We start from the raw sequence: 18,765 nt of genomic DNA, 5'->3' as shown, positions 1-18,765 counted from the left end.
AATGAAACAGCAGAAAATGAACGAGGCAGGCGTCTAGAAAACTAGGGGCACCTCAGACGCCGGTCAAATACGACAAGCGGAGATACAAGCGGCGCAATCGCATCGAGATCATGTTCGGAAGACTCAAGGACTGGAGGCGTGTGGCCACCCGATATGACCGATGCCCGAAGGTATTCCTTTCGGCCATCACCCTCGCCGCCCTTATCATCTACTGGTTATGAGTCCTGACCCTAAGACGCGGCCCACCGGACGGGTATCCTCAGGCAATATCCGAACAACGCAAGTTGAACGCAGTCTTCAGCCTTTTAATAATTTTTCAAAAACGGTCGTTTTTGGAAGGATCATGCAAGCGCAGCAAATGGTAGCTTCGAGTCCAACTTTGGAGAATTTTTGCGGTGAATCGAATGACTAATATTCGGCGGCCGACGGGGAGTCTCCGCCGTAAAGACGCTCAGGAAAAATTGAGGAGATCCGAATTATTTCGGACCTCCTGTCTCAAGTTCGAAAACCTTTACTCGTCCACTACTCTTGAGCTGCCAGAAGGTCCTCGATCAGGTCGTATGTAGCGCGGACACGGGTTTCGTTCGGATAGTTCCGGTTAGCCAGGACGACGATCCCGAGGTCCTCGCCGGGCAACAGCGTTACATACCCACCGAAGCCGTTGGTGGCCCCGGTCTTGTTCAGGATGACGTTCTGCTGCGGCGGCAGGGGGGGAGTGATCGCGGTGGCGTGTTGGGGTGACAGGATGAAGTCATAACCGTTGCCGGCTTCCATCGCGGTCACATCGGCGGGCCATGGATACTGCTCCCAGACCATGTCCTGCGTATAATAAGCCGTCTCGGCACGGCCCTCGCGGGTGCGCTCAAGGGCTGCCATTAGCGCCGGGACTGCATCGCCGTGGCCCAGTTCCAGATCAAGCAAGCGCACCATGTCGCGCGCCGTAGATTTCACGCCATAAGCCTCGTCCGCCAGCACTCCGGGATTCACCCGGATAGGCGCGTCGGTGTTGCGATCGTATCCGTAGGCGTAACGGTCCATCTCGTTATCAGGCACGTTCACGAAGGTGCTAGTCAGGCCCATCGCGGGAAACAGAATGTCTTCGGCCGCCTGCGCATAGGGCATCCCTAATGCTTCCGCCGTGATGTAACCAAGCAGCCCGATGCTGACATTTGAATAGCTGCGGGTCCCGGGTTGCGGCGGTTGCCATTCGGCCAGCCAATCCACCAGTGCAGGCACATTCTGCACCGCGTCCGGAACTTGGAGTGGCAGACCGCCGGTGACGTGTGTGGCCAGATTGGCAAGCTTGATGTCGTCGAAGGCAGAGCCCTTTAGGTCCGGCAGGCTCCCCGACACGGGGGACTCCAGATCGATGACGCCCTGCTGTTCGGCCAAGGCCGCGAGGGATGCGGTGAAAATCTTGCTTATCGATCCCAGCTCGAAGATCGTCTCTGGCGACGCCGCAACCTCGCCCTCGCGCGCGGCTAACCCGGTCGCGTAGAAATGCTGTTGACCGCGGAAGGTGATGCCGACCACCAATCCGGGGATGTCGAACTCTGCGATCACCGGCGCGAAGCTGTCACGCGCCATGTCAGTGACCTGCGCGTCAGTCAGATCTTGCGCGACAAGCGTGGTGGGAAGGGACACCAGCACAGCCGCTGCGGGGTTCAAAGTCTTCATCTCTGCCTCAGTGTGGTTCGTGTTTTTATGATTTTGGCGATTTATGGCGCATTTGGTTGATGCTCAAATGCGAAATCGCATTTCCTGATGATCGCGCAGCAAAACGCTCATGCTCCAGCTCATGAATTTTACATTGCCATTAGAGCGACAAATGGCAGCTTGGTCCGCACAGCTTATCTCAGAGAAGCGCCAAAAACGCTCGTTTTTGGAAGGATTAGGCAAGCGCTCCGAATGTCCACTTCCGAACCCAAAAAACTCAATCGCTGCAATTGCAGCATTTTGCACCAGCAAAAATTTTGGGGGTGTCCGCATTTCGTTTTGGTCCCGTCACTTCAGACGGACGGGCCTTCGCTTACCGGAGTTGGCCAGCCGCTTCTTGGATGATGTCCCGCGCATGGCGCGCCCTCGCCGACAAGCAACGGCCGCGGCGCATGACGAGCCAAAGTTCGTGCCAACGGCGCTTCGGAAGTTGATAAACGGAGAGGCTCGCCTTGTTGGCGAAGGCCTCCACGCCACTCCGGGGCAGGAGTGTGTAGCCGATCCCCGCGGCCACAGGGGCAGGGATCTGGCCGATCTGGTTGATCGAACCGCGCACGCTGAGCCGGTCGGCACCGGGGTAGTCGTCTGGGAAATTCAGCCGCAGCAAGTCATCGGCATAGCCGTAACCATCGGGGTGCGCGATGAAACCACGCGCCTCGAGGTCGGCGAAAGACAGAGGCGTGTCGGCTGCGTCCGCTGGAACGACGAGACACAGCTCTTCCCGCCCGAGGTGTTTGGCCTCCAGCCGCGCGTGGTCGGGGTCAGCCCCCAGCACACCCAGGTCAAAACGTCCGTCCAGCAGCCCTGCCAGGATCTCGGCCTGCGGCGCCGCCTCGAGGTGAACACTCAGATCGGGCCCCGCGCGCATCCAAGGTAACAAAATTGGGTAGAGCAGCATCGCGAAGCTGCCAGAGCAGGCGATGTGAACCGGCCCCGCGTTCCGGTCGTCTGCCTCTATGGCGTCGCGCAGGCGCTTTTCTTCGGCCCGGCGGGATAAGCCGAGCGCGAATACCGCCTCGCCCGCTGGAGTGAGGGTGAAGCTCTTTCCCAGTCGGCTGATCAGCGCCTGTCCGACCTGCTGTTCGAGCTTCCGGAGGTGTTGGCTCACGCCGGGTTGTGTCATGTTCAGACGCTCTGCCGCATGGGTGAAGTGCCCGATTTCGCACAGTGTGGAGAAGGTCTCGAGCCAAGTTGCGTTGAACATCCGATGATAACGCCGCGTTCTTATTTCTATCTCAATCGATAATTTCACAAAGCGCTATCCAAAGTCCATATCGGCTTCAACGTAACGCGAATGGAGATATGACATGACCCAGACACCACGCACCTTTTCCCACATCGGCTTGTCCGTTCCGGACCTCGACGCTGCCGTGAAATTCTACTCAGAAGTGCTTGGGTTTTACGTCGTGATGGAACCCTCTGAAGCCGTCGAGGACGACAGCGCCATCGGCGTCATGTGCACGGACGTGTTCGGCCCGGGATGGGGCTCGCTCAGGATCGCGCACCTGTCGACCGCCGACGGCATCGGTATCGAGATCTTTGAGTTCCCCGGTAACTACGCGCCCGAGGACAAGCTCGAGCACAGGCGCCATGGCACCTTCCACTTTGCGGTGCAGGACCCAGACGTCGAAGGCTTGGCCCAACGCATCATCGAAGCTGGCGGGCGACAGCGGATGCCGGTGCGCGAATACTTCCCAGGGACCAAACCCTATAGGATGGTCTATGTCGAAGACCCGTTCGGCATTGTCTTCGAGCTTTACAGCCACAGTTACGAGCTCACCTATTCCGCTGGTGCCTACGAATAGCTGTCCGCGCCGGCCCCGTGTGACACGGGGCCGGCACAAGCCGACATCACATTGGCCAGGGGCGGCCCGAGACACGACGAACTGAAAATGTCCGCAGGCGACACCCCAGCCAGTCGCACCTCCAGCCATCGGACGTAGCCGTTGAGGTTCTTCGTAGCCGGTCCGCAGAAGTGCTTGCTGAACCTTTTGTAGCGGTCGTGAAGCGAGTTCACATTCTGGATGTGATAGCAGCCTGAGGCCACGCGCATGCCTGGCTTGCTGCCTACCCCGAAGTGCTGGAGACCGCCTGCTACCGCGACGTTCTTGTACGCCAGCGCTATCCCGACGTTTGCAATCGCAGCGAATGGCAGAAAAGTCCCGCTCAGCAGTCATTCATGACCGTTCCAAAAACGCTCGTTTTGGCAGGCCTTTATATTCCTGCTATAGGGGAAATGCGTTGACCTCGACCCCCGGTGCATGACGGCCAGTGGGCGATAGCGTAAATATCTCGTACCCAGTTGCTGTCACGCCGATCGAATGCTCGAACTGCGCTGATAGCGATCGATCACGGGTGACGACGGTCCAGTCATCGGCAAGCAACTTCACGTCTTCGCGTCCCAGATTAATCATCGGCTCCACCGTGAAAATCATACCCTCGCGCAACTCTGGGCCGGCACCCGACTTGCCAAAATTGAGGATATTGGGGGAGTCATGAAAGACTTGCCCGATCCCGTGACCGCAGAAGTCACGCACCGCGTTCGTCCGTTCTGACTGTGCGTAGGCCTCAATTGCATGCCCGATGTCGCCAAGGTGCGCGCCGGGACGGACAGCTTCAATTCCACGCCTCATCGCTTCATGCGCGATCTGGATCAGCCGCTCGGCTGCCCGTGTCGGCTTACCCACGGCATACATACGACTTGAATCGCCAAACCAGCCATCAAGGATCAGCGTCACGTCGACGTTGACGATGTCGCCGGTGCGCAAGATTTTCTCGTTTGGAAAGCCATGACACACGACATGATTGACGGAGGTGCAACAGGCATAGGCATACCCTTTGTAGCCAAGCGTCGCTGGCATGGCGTCGTGAGAAGCAGCGAAGTCCAGGACATAGGTATTGATCTCAGCTAAGAGCATGCCGTCTTGGATGATGTCGGCCACCCCGTCCAGACACCTCGCCGTCAGGTGGCCAGCGCGGCGCATCCCCTCAAAGGCATCCAGGCCATAGAGTTTAATGCTCTCGGTCCGCCTTGCCTGCTGGGCAGGCGGCGCTATCGGCACATCGATGTAGCTGTCCATAAGGCGTCCCTCGCGTTGCCTGCACCTCTTTGGACGGATCGCGTCAGACCTAAGAGGGTATTGCTAAAATATACGATTCGTATATGTTTCGTATGCAAGCAAAGAAAAGGCAGATCAATGGGTATCGTAAAAATTGGCGAGGAACTGCATGAGGAACTGCGCAAGGCGAGCTCTGTCATGTGTCGTTCAATCAATGCGCAGGCGGAGTTCTGGATCAAGATTGGCATGTTGGCCGAGTCTCACCCGACCATGACGTTCACTGAGATCATCGCACAGCAACTCAAGGACGCTGACGTACAATTCCCGCAGGTTGATGCTGCCTAACCTGTTTTACACAACATTCCTAAAACGCTTGTTTTTGGCATATGCTCCAACTACCACCATTGACGCCGCCAAAAACCCTGTTCAAAACTAAAGCAGTTGTTGAAGGTTTTTGAGAGAGGTTGGGCAATGATTATCGGTTATGCCCGCGTGTCCACTGAAGACCAGCACCTCGATGGACAGATCTTTGCACTGGAGAGTGTTGGAACGGGGCGCGTTTTTGCGGAGAAAATATCTGGAACAAAGAAGACCCGGCCTGAACTCTCAAAAATGATCGACCAGTTGCGCGCAGGGGATGTGGTGGTGGTGACCAAGTATGACCGCCTCAGTCGATCTTTGCAGGATCTCCTGACCATTGTAGAGGCTATCCGCGAAAAGGGTGCAGGTTTTCGATCCTTGGCCGAAGACATCGACACCACGACATCGGCTGGGCGTCTGGTCTTCCATGTATTTGCTTCCATCGCCCAGTTCGAGCGCGAACGGATAGCGGAGCGGACAAAAGAGGGATTAGCAGCGGCCCGTAAACGCGGTCGCATTGGTGGACGCCCTCCTGCACTCTCGCAGGAACGCCGCGCTGAAGTTCAACGGATGCGCGATCAAGAAGGCCGTGGCGTCGCCGAGTTAGCAAGGTTGTTCATGGTCTCACCGAATACGATCAGACGGGCATGAAGTCTATCGCGCAGGATGACACTCCTCTCCGTTGTTGACTTGTCCATATGTGGACTATATGTCTGTAACTAGACAAAAGAGGCTGATCATGTTGATTGCGAATTTTGCAAACACCGGAGCTTCCTCCGGGACCATGGAATTTCACAGCATTTCGAGGGAGGATCGTGTCCGGACAAGCGCTCCCGGCTTACGCACTTTTCGTGAGATTGCAGACCGGTTTGGACTGACTGAGGCGGAACGGATCGCTGTTCTCGGGGATCCGGGTCGCTCTACATATCACCAATGGATGAAGAAGGCGCGGGAGCATCAGCCCCTGACCCTGCCTCTTGATACACTTTTGCGGATTTCAGCCATACTTGGAATATACAAGGCACTGACAATTTTATTTGAAGATGAGAACCAAGCGCTGGTCTGGCTGAAGGGCCCCCACCAAGGCACGCTCTTCGCCGGAGCCTCACCTATGGCTTACATGCTGGAAGGCGGACATGATGGTCTTATGTCCGTGCGCCGCTACCTTGACGCATGGCGCGGTGGCGAAATGGGGTATGGTGCACCGGAGGGCAGCTTTGAGCCTGTCACCGAAGACGATCTCGTCTTTGCATGAAAATTTCAGATTACGATGTGGTGCCCGCACCAGCGGGGACCACACGCCTTATTCCCTCGCGGTTTCCGCCAATCCGGGCCTTTGACGCAGTCACGACCCATGATGACCTGGCGGCCGTTATGGATCTGGAGGGCTGGACGAACGATCGTCTCGTAAAGCCACGAATGGATCGCCTCCCACAAGAGGAGTGGGTGTATGGTCGTCCGAACGCCAGTGTGGTTATGGCTGCGTTTTTACATGGATCGCCCGGTGGATTACGCTTTTCTGGCGCGAGCCTTGGGGCGTGGTATGGGTCGACCCACCTTACCTCTGCAATGCTGAAAGTTGCCAACGGACTGCGCAAGGAAATCGCGGTCAGCGCATTGACGCAGAAATCAGAAAGCTACCGGCAGTATAAGGCGGACCTTGCAGGCGACTATGTCGACATCTTCGGGGCGTATCCGGAATTTCACGATCCCGACGATGCGAGCTATCCCGCACCTCAAGCTTTCGGGCAGCGTATTCGAGCAGAAGGTGTGTGCGCCGGCATTCGGTATGAGAGCGTCCGTCACCCGGGACATGAGAACTGGGTCTGCTTTCGCCCATCGCTCGTTCGTAACGTGATGCAGGCGGACCACTTCAAAATCGAAGTGCCCCAGACAGGGAGTGTTGTGGTGCGTCAGCTGTCTTGACCAATGGTCGAGCGCTGTCTCTTTTTTCCGGAAGGTGGGTTGATCGAACACTTTAGGTGGCATGAGAGTGCGACAGGTCCACCCCGAACCGGCTTGCCAGTTCCGACACGGTCGCCTCACCTTTCAACGCTTCCAGCGCCACCTTCGCTTTGAACTCGGGGGCATGCTGCTTTCGTTTCGACATCTTCGATCTCCTTCGTGGTGAAGATCAGCAGACAGCAATTCAAAGCTTACGTAAGTGTCCAGTTTTCGGGGGGCACCTCAGCAGTAAATGCAATGAAAGGAGCGGCATCAATCCGCGATAGGTCCACCTCCTCGACGAAGTGGGTGATCGCACCTTGACCGCAGCCAACTGAAACGGTCTCGATGCCTTACGATCTCCCATCCTCTTTCTCATGTGGTATCTCAGGCGCTTTCGATTTGCGGATGGTCTCACACGGCTTCGATGGGTTCGGCCTCGGGGAAAACTTCAACACCCGTTCGTTCTAGACCTTGCATGCGACTGAGAAGTTTCTCGCGGACATCGCAGGATACGACGAACGACGTGTTGGGATCTGCACAAGAAAGCGCAAACGTGACTTCTTGGCCAAATACGTCATGATCCGTGACCATAACCAAATGCTCATCCTTATCACCTAGCTCCTCGGCATCCACGGTTTCGATCACATCATTAAAGATCTGACGGAGTTTTTCGACATCCGCGGTATGTGCGACCTTCACCTCAATAAGGCGCTTCATGTTTGTTTCCTGAAGCGTCCAATTCTCGAAAGTCTCTGCCACGAACTCCGTCACGGGGACAACGAGCCGCACACCTGTCCAAACACGCAACTGGACGAAAGTGAAATTGATCCGTTCAACGTGACAAACGTGATCTTTGAAGAGCACTTTGTCTCCGATGCGCGCCGACTGATTGAGAGCGATCTGCATGGACGACATGATATTTGAGAGCACCTCGCGTGCCGCGAAACCGAGGATGAGAGTCAGAGCGCCGGCCGAAGCCAGAAGGGAGAACCCGAAAGTCCGAAAAAGGTTGGCTTCGGTCATGACAATACCGGCACCCATAACAAAGATGGCGACGATCAGGATACGACGCGCCAGCGATATTTTTGTTGCCATCGAACGTCGCCCGTCGTGTTGGGCACTCTTTAAGGACACGTCATCGAAATCAACCAGCCGGTCGATGATCCTGTCGATAACGTTGATGACCAAGATCAGGGCGGTCAGGACATACCCTAGCGCTAGAAACGGCGAGATGAATGTCGAGACCCCGCCAGAGAATACGAACATCGCGCTGATGCTTGCGATGATCGTCGTCATAACGAAGATCATCGCGGGCATCCTGGTCGACTGAACAATCTCTGTTCTGAAACTACGCCGTGCGTTGTCAGCCACGCGAGAAAGCGCCTTGTGTGTCAATACGCCTGACAACCCTGCCAGCACGAGCATAAGAGGAATTCCGAACACCTCCCACCACATGAGGTGCCAGAATGCGATTTTGCGTGTCCACCCCGGTAGAGCCTCCTCCAGCCGGGACGGGCGGAATTTCGCGTGCAGTTTCTCGATATTGGCGACCGACCTCTGGGAAAACACCCAGACTGGCGGGGTGTCACCAACCTGAATTCGGTCCAGTCTGATAGGATATGGCCGATCGTCGATGATTAGAACCCAAAGAAGAATTGACCGTCTTGCTTGGCCGGCAACCGCACCATCTGTGGTGGCGTTGGCATCCATACCGTCAGGTCGATCAATTAAATCGGTCCAGTCGATCACGACCTTCCTGGTGATGATCTCATAAAGCTTCTCGGCGAGTTCCGGGCCCTTCTCAGCTTGTTCCGAGACCGGAACTGGTGAAAGGTTCAGCAGGTGAGCGGCGGATTTGAAATCCTGCAGTTCGGCAAGATCCAAGAGAGCTTCCAGCGTCGACTGCGGAGAACTCCGATCTACTGTATCTGGCACCTCGCCCAGCCCAACATTGAGCACATTGCTCTCGAAAACTGCGTCCTGAGCAGCAGCGGCATTGAATAGCCCTGTCGAGATCCAAAGGCTCGTGATGAGAATGTATCGAGCGATGCAACGCATTTAGCTTCCTTAAAAAGCTGGTGGGTGACCTCATCTGCAAAGGTGTATGCGAGCCAACGACCACGGAATTATTAGGTTCCTTTAAACGTTGCCACCTCCTTGATCCAAGCGGCATCGATCGCCCGTCGGAAAGTCCGCCTAGCTGACCTCATGCGTCGTGAAATGCTGCGCGTCGCTCAGACGGCCGCTTCGGGGAAGCTAAGCCGCACAATCATCATCCGATCCCAAGGTCGGCATGGGCCGATATTTTTGGTGGTCCCTTTTTGTAAGCGGTGAGAGATCAAGCCATCATGGACTGCGGGACACTTCGTGCAGCCGGTTAAAATATTCTGGGACCGACGAGCCAAAACCGCCACTACAACGGTCGCGGTGCGAACCCGAGAGTTGCGATAACCCCGTCGTCGCAGTTCTGAAGATCAAGCTTGCTTTCGAGCTCCAAGCAGACCACCTCTGCGATCTTCATGCCCAGACCGGCGGTGGATTTCGAGATGTCTCGCGAAAGACCGATGCCGTCATCCATGCAAACCAGTTCAATGTGGTCGGGAGCCACCGCGGTGAGGCGGATGGCAACAGTGCCCGTCCTGCCGTCCGGAAAGGCATGCTTGTAGGAGTTCGAGATAAATTCATTCACGAACGTTCCGGCCGCTGCTGCCTGCTGGGGCGAGACGGTGATCTGCGTGGTGTCGACGTCAAGCGTCACACCCCGAGGCGCGAGGCCCGCCAATTGCGCGCAGATCCTCTCGATATATGCCCCAAGGTCGACCGAATGATGGTCATCGGTCTGATACAGCTGCTCGTGAAGGCTGGTCAGGGCGTCGATGCGACGGCCCACCATCGACAACGCCCGCTTGGCGTCCTCCGATGCGAACGCGCGTTGCTGCAACCGGGTGAAGGATGACAGAGACTGAAGCGAGTTCTTGACCCTGTGGTCGACCTCCCGGCGAAGAATATCGGCGGTGCGAAGGGCGCGTCGCGCGTCAAGGAGGGCCATGACCTGTCGGGACAACACGCGCAGCGTGTCCCGTTGCAGCGGAGTCAGCTCTCGCGGTTGATGATCCAGCACACACAGCGTGCCGAGGGGCAGGCCCTCATAGGTATTCAGCAGCGCACCGGCATAGAACCTCAGGCCCGATTGGCCCAGGCAAAGCGGATTGTCGCACATCCTCGGATCTTCGAGCGTGTCACGAATTTCGACGAAGTCCTGCTCGAGGATTGCATGCGCACAGAGCGAAGTTGCGAGTGGTGTTTCCCGGACGCCGAGGCCGGTTTCAGCCTTGAACCACTGCCGTTCGGCGTCGATGAAGTTGACGACGGAGATCGCCGTGCCGCAGGTGGCGGCCGCAAGGGCCACGATGTCGTCGAAATCGCGTTCGGGATCAGTATCGAGGATCTCAAACGACCGGAGCGCAGCGAGGCGCGCCTGTTGCTGGGGGTGGGTTGCGGCCTCCATAACGTCGCTCCAGTCAGATTTTGGCGATATGCTTTGTCTTAGAAGGAAAAATAGCGGTGCTTCTCGAATAAGGTCGGAAGCTACCCCGTCATTTGCGACAAAATCAAGAATGATGAAGCACAATTGTCTGGATTGGTGAAGCCGCGTCGCGGCGTAGTCACCCAATCCCAAGGTCGGCTCTGGGCCGAGCACGTCGATCTCGCCTCCTTCAGTGCTGAGCTGACCTCATGGTTCAGGCTGACCGGCCGCAAAGATCCCTTTGCGGACGGTCGTCTTGGCCCATGATGTCGCAAGAGCGGTCGGCCGATCACAGGGCAACGCTCAGGCGCTTGCATTGGCTTCAGCTTTTGGCAAAGCATATTCAGCCGAAGGATCATTAGGAGGTGCGCGTTTGAAGGTTTTGCGAAAGTGGCGCAAGATATGTTTTTCTAACCAATCCTGGTTGCGCGCGATCACGCTTTGCAAAGATGCCGAGGGGTTCTGGCTCGCTTTTACCTAGGTCAGCCCCGAAGGCCCGGATATGATAGTATATCTGCCCGTGACCCATATTTTGCCTGTGGCTGATGCATTGGAAACCGTCGCAGAGTGCGATGACAAAACATTTCGGTTTGTCCCGTCCCCGGTTTTTGGCAAGGATTACTGGAGCAAACCTGCAAGGGTGAATGGCGTAGCCTATACACAGGCATGCTGGCGGTATCGCCCGGTCCTTGTCTTCAACGGAGCGGAAGGTATTTGGACAGCACAGTTGGTTTCAGGCCGTCACGCAAAGCTCATTGCGCGGCTGTTGCGCATGCTGCACCAACGCTACAGCGTGGCGCTTGCGGCAGTCTAAGCGCTGCCCGGGGCGTCTGCGATGCAGCACATGCGCGCGGTTCTTGCGCCAATGCGAGGACCGTCCGCTCCGTTCCACATAGCTGACGCCCGATGTCAGTAATGCTGCGGCCCCCCTGACTGACCGGTTTGCGGAAGCTGTATCTCGCCGCAAAGGACCTCCTGACCGGCAGCTCAGGGCCGTCCCTAAAGACGGCCCGAACGTTTAAATTTCAATGGCTTCCGCGATAGCAAGCGCATCTTCGAGCTCAACACCGAGATAGCGCACTGTGCTGTCCATCTTGGTATGGCCCAACAATAGCTGAACCGCGCGCAAGTTGCCCGTTTTCTTTTAGATCTGCGTGACTTTCGTGCGTCGCATCGAATGGGTCCCGTAGGCTGTCACTTCTAAACCGATCGATGACACCCAGTCTCGCACAATGCGGGCATATTGGCGGGTTGAGATGTGCAAACGCTCGTGAAAACGGCCCGGCCAGAGATATTCGGACCCGACCATCAACGGATATTCCATCCACTTCGCAAGCGAGGCTCTGGTTCCTTCGGAAATCTCAAACCGCACAGGTTTCTGTGTCTTGCTTTGAAGCACCGAAGCTCGCTCCTTGATCTGGCCTGATGCCATAACATCGACCACTTTCATTTTGACCAAATCGCAGCCGCGCAGCTTGCTGTCGATGGCAAGGTTGAACAGCGCCAGATCACGGTGGTTCTCGGCAAGCTCAAGTCTAACCCTGATTGCCCACACATGCTTGGGTTTCAGCGGGCGCTTCTGACCGACAATGCGCCCCTTGTTCCAAGCTGGACGAAGCGCGCGAATGGCAGCTAAATTTGGGGTTTCCATGACTGGTCCTCCAATCCACCAATCCCTCCCACATCGACAACCCGACGTTGACCGAGGCAGCATATCATAAATTGCTGCAACGCACGCATCCGAGGTCGGCTTCGAGCCCGATGTGTTAGATGCTGCGTAGCGCCGAAATGGCTGCTTCGGTGGGGCGGCGGTCCTTGGCTGCTGTGGACAAATTACCTTCCATCCAACTGCATACTGTCACGCAGTCAGTCGGGCGGCTACCCGACGTTGGCCAACTTAAACCACAGATCGCCATAAGCCCTTAGCGCGTCCACGGGTAAAGCGGTTTCAAATTTCTCAAGCTCAGGTGGAAATGCACCATCGCCGAACAACATGGCCGCGCCGATACTTGTTCCTGTGACGGCTGCGTTTGTCAGGACCGGGCGAGCTGTGACGGCAAGCAGCATAGCGAGGTATTCGGGATTTCTGGCAAAGGGGCCTTCCACTATCGTGGGGCCGGCACCGCCAACAAGGTTCAGACAGGTGCTTGTCATCAAGGCCAGATAAAACGAGAGCACGGCCGAGCGTTGGCCCGAACCAGCATCTGGTTCATCGCCGAGCCATTGCATCTGTTGGCCCTGGAACGGGCCAGACCCGGGTTCGACTGATGGCAATAACACGCAATGTCTGTCCAGCACCGCCGACACGTCTTGCTTCGTTGGTTCGACTCGCCCGCCCTGTTGGATCACTTCGAATTCACGTCCCCCCATAAAGCGCGCACTGGCGACAGCTTGTTCGCGCGCGTTGACGTTGACGAGGGTATCGCGAGACGGGTCGAGCGTTGGAGGGCCGTCCGGTTTCATCGACATAACTATAACCCAGGTCCCGCTGGAGACGACTGAGACAGGCCCGTCCTGCGACACGACTTGCGGATAGAGCGAGGCGTTGGAGTCGTGGATACCGACGCAAACGGGGGTTTCGGGCGCCAGGCCAGTGGCTTGTGCAATTTCTGGCAAAATCGGACCCAAGATGTCGCTGGGTCGGCGCACGGGTGCGATTATATCGCGAATTCCGAGCTTTTCCGGTAGATCGGAAAACGTCCCCTCATAGGGATTCCACAGGTCCGTGTGGCAGCCGATGGATGTCACATCGGTTGCGGTTACGCCCGTCAGGCGATGCCCCCAATATTGCGGATAAGTCACGATTTGGGCGGTGCGATTCTTAAGGGTCGGATCACTTGCAAAAAGCCAGTGCAGCTGCGCGCCGATGTTCAGGCCACCTGCAAGTTTTGGCGATCCGGTTTGAGCGAAATCGGGTTTGATCGCATCGTAGGCCGCCAAACTGTCAGCGGGATAGGTGTGTTCATAGTCCAGAATGGGGGTGGCCAGCGCACCTGTAGATTCGAGTAACGCGGCACAGGCGCCGTGGGTGGTTACGGAAATGGCATCAACGCGGTGATCGCGGTGGAATTGCGCCAGAGCATCCAGAAGGAACGCCCAGTGCCCTTCTACATCGTAATGCGGATAGGGCGGGCTTTGTTTTATAATGTTCGGGCGCGTGATCACGGCCATTTCTGTCAGGTCCGCTAAATTGACCAGCGCGAGTTTTACGTTGGTCTTGCCGATGTCGATGACAGCGATGTGGCTCGGTGTGGTCATGGCATATAAAACAGTGGAGAGAGGGGCACGGCGACGGGCGAGCTATCCGCGTTCGTTTCCATGATGTCCCCCATGTAGGACCACCATTTTTGCATCACGGGATGGTCTGGCAATGCGTCCATGCCGTGATCTGTTGTGCGGGTCAGGACGCCAATCAGATGGCCCGTTTCCGCGTCCAGATGGATCGAATAGTCGCTGACGCCAGCGTCGTGCAGCAAGTCGACCAATTCGGCCCAGATGGCATCGTGGCGCCGTTTGTATTCTTCGGCCATCCCATCGTTCAGCCGCATGCGAAAGACGTGACGTTCGCTCATGGTTTGCGCCGCGCGGCAGCCATCGCCCAAAGGCGCGGCAGGGCAATGACACCTATCAGCAAAAGACCGATGAAAATCGACATGACGATACCCGGGACGTTCAACAGGCCAAGGCCGAAGGTCACGAGCCCCATGACAAAGGCTGCGATCACGACACCGGGGATCGTGCCGGCCCCGCCAAGGATGTTGACGCCACCAAGGACGACCATCGTCACCACCTCAAGTTCCATACCCGTCGCGATGCTGGGCCGCGTTGAGCCAAGGCGGGAGGTCAAACAGACGGCCGCGATGCCCGACATCAGACCGGTGAGCAGGAACAGGATGAACTTGACGCGGGCCACGCGAATACCACTGAACAATGCGCCCGTGGGGTTGTTGCCGATGGCATAGACGGCGCGGCCGAAGTTGGTTTTATGGAGCAGGATGCCGTAGATGACGGCGATGACGACGAATAACAGCATCTCAACCGTGAAGACCCAATAGATATAGCCCTGCCCGAACCACGAAAAGCTGGCGGGATAGCCGCGGAATGCGTCATCCCCAAGGATGATGAAGCTGATGCCGCGAAACAGGCTCATGGTGCCGATGGTTACTACGATGGAGGGCAGGCCGAGCACCGTCACGAAGAACCCGTTGAACGCCCCGCAAAGCAAGCCGACGGTCAGGCCGATGATGACAAGCTCCGGCGTGCCGGCACCGTATTGCAGCACCAGCCCCATCGAAGTGCTGGCAAGGGCTATGATGGATGCGACGGAGAGGTCGATTTCACCGGAGATGATCAGCAGCGCCATTGCGAAAGCGATCATCGCCTTTTCGGTGAAGTTGAAGGTCGCATCGCTGAGATTCCACGCGCTCAGGAAATAGGGCGAGGAGAAACTGTTGATCACAAAGATTGCGATGGCGACGGCCAGCAGCAGGGCTTCCCAGCTCTTGAAGATGCGGGCGGCGCGGCTGTTGAGGCGGTCGGGGATGTGGCGGGTTTGGATTGCGTCCATCATTGTGTGGTCTCCGCCGATTTAAGGATAATGCGGCCTTTGGTTCGGCCCGCGCGGGCATTGAAGGCCACGGCAATCAGGATCGCGCTGCCGGAAATGGCGAGCTGCCAGAAGGGCGAGATGTTCACCACCGGAAGCGCGTTCTTGACGACCCCAAGGAAGATCGCACCGAGCACCGCACCGCTGACAGAACCGACGCCCCCCGCGATGGAGATGCCACCGATGACACAGGCGGCCACGACCTCAAGCTCGAACCCGCCCGCGATATCCACGTAAGCGACAGCAAAGCGCGACACCCAAAGGTATCCCGTCAGCCCCGCCAACGCGCCCGAGACCACAAAAGCCCAGAACTGTGTCTTGCCCACATTGATGCCCGTGTAGACAGCGGCGTGGGGGTTACCGCCCACGGCGAAAATAGACCGCCCGAACTGCGCGCGCGCCATCATGATCCCGAACAGGACAATCGTGATGATCGCGGTCCATGACAATACCGGCAGCCCAAGCAGCTCCATGCGCGGGAACGCAGTGAAGGCGGGCGACATCTCGTGGGAATTCACCCATTTGCCGTCAGAAATCAGGAAGATAATGCCGCGAAAGATAGTCATGGTGCCAAGGGTTACAACGATCGGCGGGATCGCCAGTTTCCAGACCAGAACGCCGTTGATCGCACCCATGATCGCGCCCAGCAGGATCGCAATCGCGATAATCACGAGGATCGGCAGACCCGGCATTGCGACATTGATCATCGCGACCGCCATACCTGTCAGCGCAAGGTTTGCGGCGACCGACAGATCAATACAGCGGGTCAGGATCACGACCATCTGCCCAAGCGCGAGGATAATCAGCGGGGCCGTGTCGTTGAACACATTGGCCAAATTAGAGGGCGCAACGAAGCCGGCGAAGCGGGACGCGGTCAAAAGCAGGAGCACCAGAATGGCACCTGCCAAAATTGTTTCGCGCACGGGAATAAAACGGGTCATGCAGCCGCTCCGTCAGTTGTAATGCCCGCTGCGTGGCGCACGAGGGTCTCTGGGGTTAATTCGTCTTTTGACAATTCCGCAGCGATACGACCGTCCCGCATAACGATCACGCGGTCCGACATGCCAATGATTTCAGGAATTTCAGAACTGACCATAATAACGGACAGCCCTTGCGCGGCCAGTTCGGACATAAATTCATGCACGGCCGCCTTGGATCCGATATCGATGCCCTTGGTGGGTTCATCCAAAATGATCACCTGCGGCTGGGTCGCCAACCATTTGGCAATGACAACCTTTTGCTGATTGCCGCCCGACAGATTGCCCACGTCTTGATCAAGTGCCGCCGCACGAAGGTCCAACCGCTGTGAATACTCGCGTGCCAGTTTGAATTCCTCGGCGAGCTTCAGGAACCCGCTGCGGGATGTTTTGCCCAAGGACGGCAGGGTGACGTTCTGAAATATCGGCAGGCCGATAATCGCGCCCTGCTTGCCGCGATCCTCGGGGACATAGACGATCCCGTTGAAGACCGCATCGGCGGGCGAGCGGATCACCTTGATGTCGCCATTGACCCGGCACACGCCTTTGGAGGGTTTGGTGATCCCGAACAGGGCTTGCATGAACTCAGATCGACCAGCGCCAACGAGGCCATAGAAGCCAAGGATTTCGCCCTTGTTGAGGGTAAAATTAATGTCGGCAAATTCGGTTGGGTGTTCATATCCCACGACTTTCAGGACCTCGTCACCAATTGCATGGTCCCTTTGCGGGAAAATCTGATCGACGGATCGTCCGACCATCATCGTCACAAGATCGCCTTCGGAGATATCATCGATCTTGCCATCGCCGACAAAGGCACCATCACGAAACACGGTGTAGCGGTCAGCGATGCGGAAGATTTCATCAAACTTGTGGCTGATAAACAGGATCGCTTTGCCCTGTGATTTCAGGGTTTCGACCAGCTCATACAGCTCTTGGATTTCTTTGTGGGACAGGGCTGCGGTCGGTTCGTCCATGATGACAACACGGGCATCGACGGACAAGGCGCGGGCAATTGCCACGAGGTGTTTGTTGGCAATGCCGAGATCGCGCAATTGGGTGTGGGAACTGAAGGGCGCGCCGATGTCAGCCAGAAGCTTGGCCGCGTTGCGGTGCATTTGCGCGGTATCAATCAGGCCGAACCGCGTGCGGGGCGCATGCCCGATGAAGATATTCTCGGCCACGGACAGCTCATCAAACAGCACAGTCTCTTGGTGGATGGCCGTGATGCCCGCTTTTGCCGCGTCATTCGGGAACGCAAAGGCAATTGGGTCACCGTCGATCCGGATCGTGCCACCGTTGGGTTGGTAGATGCCTGTCAGGATTTTCACAGTCGTGGATTTACCAGCGCCATTCTCACCGACAAGGGCGGTCACTTGGCCGGGGTAAAGGTCCAGCTTGACCTGATCCAGCGCTTTCACGCCGGGAAAGGTTTTGGTGATCATGTCCATCGAGACCATCGGGGACACGTCAGGCGATATGGCGGGCGCGGGGCGAGTCGACATGCCGATACTCTCTCAGGATGGGTGGGATAAGTTGGCCCGGCGCACGTGATGCACCGGACCGAAGCGGCGAGACGTCTTAGAAGATCGACTTAAAATCGTCGATGTTGCTGGCGTCGTAAACAAACGGATCGGCCATGGCGCCTTCGTTATTTTCATCCAGCGTCAGCGTGCCCATGCGGCCCATTGGGATTTCCGCACCGGGTGCTTCTTCGGCTCCGTTCTGGCTCAGTTCATAGGCCAGCATCGTTGCGGAGTAGCCCAGATCTATGGGGTTCCAGATCGCGAAGGACTGAGACGCACCGGATTCGATGGCACCGGCCATTTCGGACGGCAAACCAAGACCCGTGACGTTCACCTGACCGACTTTGTCAGCATCCACGACGGCCTGTGCGGCGGCCACGATACCAACGGACGTCGGCGCGATTATCGCATCAAGATCGGGGTAGGACTGCATCAGGCCTGTTGCTTCACGGTAGGATTTGTCGGCGAGGTCGTCGCCATACACAGTCGCAACCACGTCGATGCCAGGATAGTCGCCCATGACGGCCATCATCTCTTCGATCCAGATGTTCTGGTTTGTGGAGGTGGTGGTGGCCGAAAGCAGGGCCACTTCGCCGCCGTCTGGCAGGTGATCGGCAGCCAGCTTGATAATCATGTTACCGATCAGCGGGTTGGAGGACGGGTTCAGGTGCAATTGGCGCCCTTCGGGGGCCACGCCGGAATCCCAGCTGATAACCGTGATGCCACGCTGCATGGCGCGTTGAAGGGCGGGAACCAATGCGTCGGTGTCATTTGCGGAAATCGCAATCGCGTCGACCTGCTGCGCGATCAATGCGTTGATGACTTCGATCTGGCCTTCGGCCGTTGTGTCTGTTGGGCCGGTATAAATGATCTCCACATTGCCAAGCTCTTCTGCGGCTTCTTCTGCACCTTCTGCAGCGGCCTCAAAGAACCCGATGCCAAGCGCTTTGACGACAATGGCGATTCGAACGTCGTCTTGTGCGAATGCTGGCGTGGCGATCATCGCGGCGGCCATTGCAGCAGATGCTGCCAGTTTCTTCAGTACACTCAT

At 57.2% G+C, this 18,765-nt stretch carries 19 protein-coding genes and 2 pseudogenes; 7 read left to right on the top strand and 14 right to left on the bottom strand.

Going from position 1 to position 18,765, the window contains the following annotated elements; genetic code table 11:
- Positions 1 to 44: 44 nt before the first annotated feature.
- Positions 45 to 221: pseudogene (locus LGQ03_RS14825) on the top strand (transposase); the annotation flags it as partial.
- 301 nt (positions 222 to 522) lie between these two features.
- Here the strand turns inward: LGQ03_RS14825 and ampC are convergent.
- From ampC to LGQ03_RS14810, 3 genes are all read right to left on the bottom strand, one after another.
- Entirely contained in the window at positions 523 to 1,677 is a 1,155-nt protein-coding gene (gene ampC / locus LGQ03_RS14820; protein ID WP_226749031.1) for a class C beta-lactamase, read from the bottom strand.
- Positions 1,678 to 1,740: 63 nt separating this feature from the next.
- Positions 1,741 to 1,989 carry a hypothetical protein gene (locus tag LGQ03_RS14815; RefSeq protein WP_226749030.1) on the bottom strand — a complete coding sequence of 83 codons (249 nt, stop codon included), beginning with the start codon at positions 1,987 to 1,989 and terminating at the stop codon, positions 1,741 to 1,743.
- A 40-nt stretch (positions 1,990 to 2,029) separates the two neighbouring features.
- Positions 2,030 to 2,920 carry a LysR family transcriptional regulator gene (locus LGQ03_RS14810; protein ID WP_226749035.1) on the bottom strand — a complete coding sequence of 297 codons (891 nt, stop codon included), beginning with the start codon at positions 2,918 to 2,920 and terminating at the stop codon, positions 2,030 to 2,032.
- 103 nt (positions 2,921 to 3,023) lie between these two features.
- Here LGQ03_RS14810 and LGQ03_RS14805 point away from each other — a divergent pair, with 103 nt between their 5' ends.
- On the top strand, positions 3,024 to 3,521 hold the full coding sequence (locus LGQ03_RS14805; RefSeq protein WP_226749029.1) for a lactoylglutathione lyase family protein: 498 nt from the start codon (positions 3,024 to 3,026) through the stop codon (positions 3,519 to 3,521).
- 420 nt (positions 3,522 to 3,941) lie between these two features.
- On the opposite strand, the gene map is transcribed toward LGQ03_RS14805, so the two are convergent.
- Positions 3,942 to 4,796, bottom strand: coding sequence for a type I methionyl aminopeptidase (gene map / locus LGQ03_RS14800; RefSeq protein ID WP_226749028.1), 855 nt, complete (start codon positions 4,794 to 4,796; stop codon positions 3,942 to 3,944).
- A 117-nt stretch (positions 4,797 to 4,913) separates the two neighbouring features.
- On the opposite strand from map, the gene LGQ03_RS14795 reads away from it, so the two are divergent.
- The 4 genes from LGQ03_RS14795 (at position 4,914) to LGQ03_RS14780 (ending at position 7,061) form a co-directional block, all read left to right on the top strand.
- A complete protein-coding gene (locus LGQ03_RS14795; RefSeq protein ID WP_226749027.1) occupies positions 4,914 to 5,120 on the top strand; it encodes a ParD-like family protein in 207 nt (68 codons plus the stop codon).
- A 126-nt stretch (positions 5,121 to 5,246) separates the two neighbouring features.
- A complete protein-coding gene (locus LGQ03_RS14790; protein WP_226749026.1) occupies positions 5,247 to 5,786 on the top strand; it encodes a recombinase family protein in 540 nt (179 codons plus the stop codon).
- 88 nt (positions 5,787 to 5,874) lie between these two features.
- Complete coding sequence (locus LGQ03_RS14785; protein ID WP_226749025.1) at positions 5,875 to 6,390, top strand: MbcA/ParS/Xre antitoxin family protein; 516 nt, start codon at positions 5,875 to 5,877, stop codon at positions 6,388 to 6,390.
- Positions 6,387 to 7,061, top strand: coding sequence for an RES family NAD+ phosphorylase (locus LGQ03_RS14780; protein ID WP_226749024.1), 675 nt, complete (start codon positions 6,387 to 6,389; stop codon positions 7,059 to 7,061). The genes LGQ03_RS14785 and LGQ03_RS14780 overlap by 4 nt, the downstream gene beginning before the upstream one ends.
- Before the next feature lie 52 nt (positions 7,062 to 7,113).
- Here LGQ03_RS14780 and LGQ03_RS16675 read toward each other — a convergent pair whose 3' ends face one another.
- From LGQ03_RS16675 to LGQ03_RS14770, 3 genes are all read right to left on the bottom strand, one after another.
- On the bottom strand, positions 7,114 to 7,245 hold the full coding sequence (locus LGQ03_RS16675) for a hypothetical protein (RefSeq protein ID WP_264195052.1): 132 nt from the start codon (positions 7,243 to 7,245) through the stop codon (positions 7,114 to 7,116).
- 248 nt (positions 7,246 to 7,493) lie between these two features.
- The gene (locus LGQ03_RS14775) at positions 7,494 to 9,140 is read right to left on the bottom strand and encodes a mechanosensitive ion channel family protein (RefSeq protein ID WP_226749023.1); all 1,647 of its coding nucleotides are present in this window, start codon (positions 9,138 to 9,140) and stop codon (positions 7,494 to 7,496) included.
- A gap of 355 nt (positions 9,141 to 9,495) precedes the next feature.
- Positions 9,496 to 10,590, bottom strand: coding sequence for a histidine kinase dimerization/phosphoacceptor domain -containing protein (locus LGQ03_RS14770; protein WP_226749022.1), 1,095 nt, complete (start codon positions 10,588 to 10,590; stop codon positions 9,496 to 9,498).
- Between the two features lie 520 nt (positions 10,591 to 11,110).
- Here LGQ03_RS14770 and LGQ03_RS14765 point away from each other — a divergent pair.
- Positions 11,111 to 11,422, top strand: a complete 312-nt coding sequence (locus LGQ03_RS14765) for a hypothetical protein (protein ID WP_226749021.1) — start codon at positions 11,111 to 11,113, stop codon at positions 11,420 to 11,422.
- A 204-nt stretch (positions 11,423 to 11,626) separates the two neighbouring features.
- On the opposite strand, the pseudogene LGQ03_RS14760 reads toward LGQ03_RS14765, so the two are convergent.
- The 7 genes and pseudogenes from LGQ03_RS14760 to rhaS all read right to left on the bottom strand — a co-directional run bounded on the left by LGQ03_RS14760 (position 11,627) and on the right by rhaS (position 18,765).
- Positions 11,627 to 12,259: pseudogene (locus LGQ03_RS14760) on the bottom strand (tyrosine-type recombinase/integrase).
- Positions 12,260 to 12,486: 227 nt separating this feature from the next.
- Positions 12,487 to 13,866 (bottom strand): FGGY-family carbohydrate kinase, encoded by a 1,380-nt coding sequence (locus LGQ03_RS14755; protein WP_226749020.1) that lies wholly within the window; start codon positions 13,864 to 13,866, stop codon positions 12,487 to 12,489.
- A complete protein-coding gene (locus LGQ03_RS14750) occupies positions 13,863 to 14,180 on the bottom strand; it encodes an L-rhamnose mutarotase (protein WP_226749019.1) in 318 nt (105 codons plus the stop codon). Before LGQ03_RS14750 ends, LGQ03_RS14755 begins: the two co-directional genes overlap by 4 nt.
- Complete coding sequence (locus LGQ03_RS14745; protein ID WP_226749018.1) at positions 14,177 to 15,178, bottom strand: ABC transporter permease; 1,002 nt, start codon at positions 15,176 to 15,178, stop codon at positions 14,177 to 14,179. Before LGQ03_RS14745 ends, LGQ03_RS14750 begins: the two co-directional genes overlap by 4 nt.
- On the bottom strand, positions 15,175 to 16,155 hold the full coding sequence (locus LGQ03_RS14740) for an ABC transporter permease (RefSeq protein ID WP_226749017.1): 981 nt from the start codon (positions 16,153 to 16,155) through the stop codon (positions 15,175 to 15,177). The genes LGQ03_RS14745 and LGQ03_RS14740 overlap by 4 nt, the downstream gene beginning before the upstream one ends.
- Entirely contained in the window at positions 16,152 to 17,693 is a 1,542-nt protein-coding gene (locus LGQ03_RS14735; protein ID WP_226749016.1) for a sugar ABC transporter ATP-binding protein, read from the bottom strand. The genes LGQ03_RS14740 and LGQ03_RS14735 overlap by 4 nt, the downstream gene beginning before the upstream one ends.
- A gap of 76 nt (positions 17,694 to 17,769) precedes the next feature.
- Positions 17,770 to 18,765 (bottom strand): rhamnose ABC transporter substrate-binding protein, encoded by a 996-nt coding sequence (gene rhaS / locus LGQ03_RS14730; protein ID WP_226749015.1) that lies wholly within the window; start codon positions 18,763 to 18,765, stop codon positions 17,770 to 17,772.

Origin of the sequence: Loktanella gaetbuli (assembly GCF_020531945.1) — a bacterium.
GTDB lineage: Bacteria > Pseudomonadota > Alphaproteobacteria > Rhodobacterales > Rhodobacteraceae > Loktanella > Loktanella gaetbuli.
Note: the sequence above shows the minus strand (reverse complement) of the source record. Positions and strands in the feature narration are given on the sequence as shown.

Bases quoted from the DNA above. Each gene is read 5' to 3' on its own strand.
- ampC (WP_226749031.1), bottom strand. From the start codon at position 1,677: ATGAAGACTTTGAACCCCGCAGCGGCTGTGCTGGTGTCCCTTCCCACC.
- LGQ03_RS14815 (WP_226749030.1), bottom strand. From the start codon at position 1,989: ATGCGGACACCCCCAAAATTTTTGCTGGTGCAAAATGCTGCAATTGCA.
- LGQ03_RS14810 (WP_226749035.1), bottom strand. From the start codon at position 2,920: ATGTTCAACGCAACTTGGCTCGAGACCTTCTCCACACTGTGCGAAATC.
- LGQ03_RS14805 (WP_226749029.1), top strand. From the start codon at position 3,024: ATGACCCAGACACCACGCACCTTTTCCCACATCGGCTTGTCCGTTCCG.
- map (WP_226749028.1), bottom strand. From the start codon at position 4,796: ATGGACAGCTACATCGATGTGCCGATAGCGCCGCCTGCCCAGCAGGCA.
- LGQ03_RS14795 (WP_226749027.1), top strand. From the start codon at position 4,914: ATGGGTATCGTAAAAATTGGCGAGGAACTGCATGAGGAACTGCGCAAG.
- LGQ03_RS14790 (WP_226749026.1), top strand. From the start codon at position 5,247: ATGATTATCGGTTATGCCCGCGTGTCCACTGAAGACCAGCACCTCGAT.
- LGQ03_RS14785 (WP_226749025.1), top strand. From the start codon at position 5,875: ATGTTGATTGCGAATTTTGCAAACACCGGAGCTTCCTCCGGGACCATG.
- LGQ03_RS14780 (WP_226749024.1), top strand. From the start codon at position 6,387: ATGAAAATTTCAGATTACGATGTGGTGCCCGCACCAGCGGGGACCACA.
- LGQ03_RS16675 (WP_264195052.1), bottom strand. From the start codon at position 7,245: ATGTCGAAACGAAAGCAGCATGCCCCCGAGTTCAAAGCGAAGGTGGCG.
- LGQ03_RS14775 (WP_226749023.1), bottom strand. From the start codon at position 9,140: ATGCGTTGCATCGCTCGATACATTCTCATCACGAGCCTTTGGATCTCG.
- LGQ03_RS14770 (WP_226749022.1), bottom strand. From the start codon at position 10,590: ATGGAGGCCGCAACCCACCCCCAGCAACAGGCGCGCCTCGCTGCGCTC.
- LGQ03_RS14765 (WP_226749021.1), top strand. From the start codon at position 11,111: ATGATAGTATATCTGCCCGTGACCCATATTTTGCCTGTGGCTGATGCA.
- LGQ03_RS14755 (WP_226749020.1), bottom strand. From the start codon at position 13,866: ATGACCACACCGAGCCACATCGCTGTCATCGACATCGGCAAGACCAAC.
- LGQ03_RS14750 (WP_226749019.1), bottom strand. From the start codon at position 14,180: ATGAGCGAACGTCACGTCTTTCGCATGCGGCTGAACGATGGGATGGCC.
- LGQ03_RS14745 (WP_226749018.1), bottom strand. From the start codon at position 15,178: ATGATGGACGCAATCCAAACCCGCCACATCCCCGACCGCCTCAACAGC.
- LGQ03_RS14740 (WP_226749017.1), bottom strand. From the start codon at position 16,155: ATGACCCGTTTTATTCCCGTGCGCGAAACAATTTTGGCAGGTGCCATT.
- LGQ03_RS14735 (WP_226749016.1), bottom strand. From the start codon at position 17,693: ATGTCGACTCGCCCCGCGCCCGCCATATCGCCTGACGTGTCCCCGATG.
- rhaS (WP_226749015.1), bottom strand. From the start codon at position 18,765: ATGAGTGTACTGAAGAAACTGGCAGCATCTGCTGCAATGGCCGCCGCG.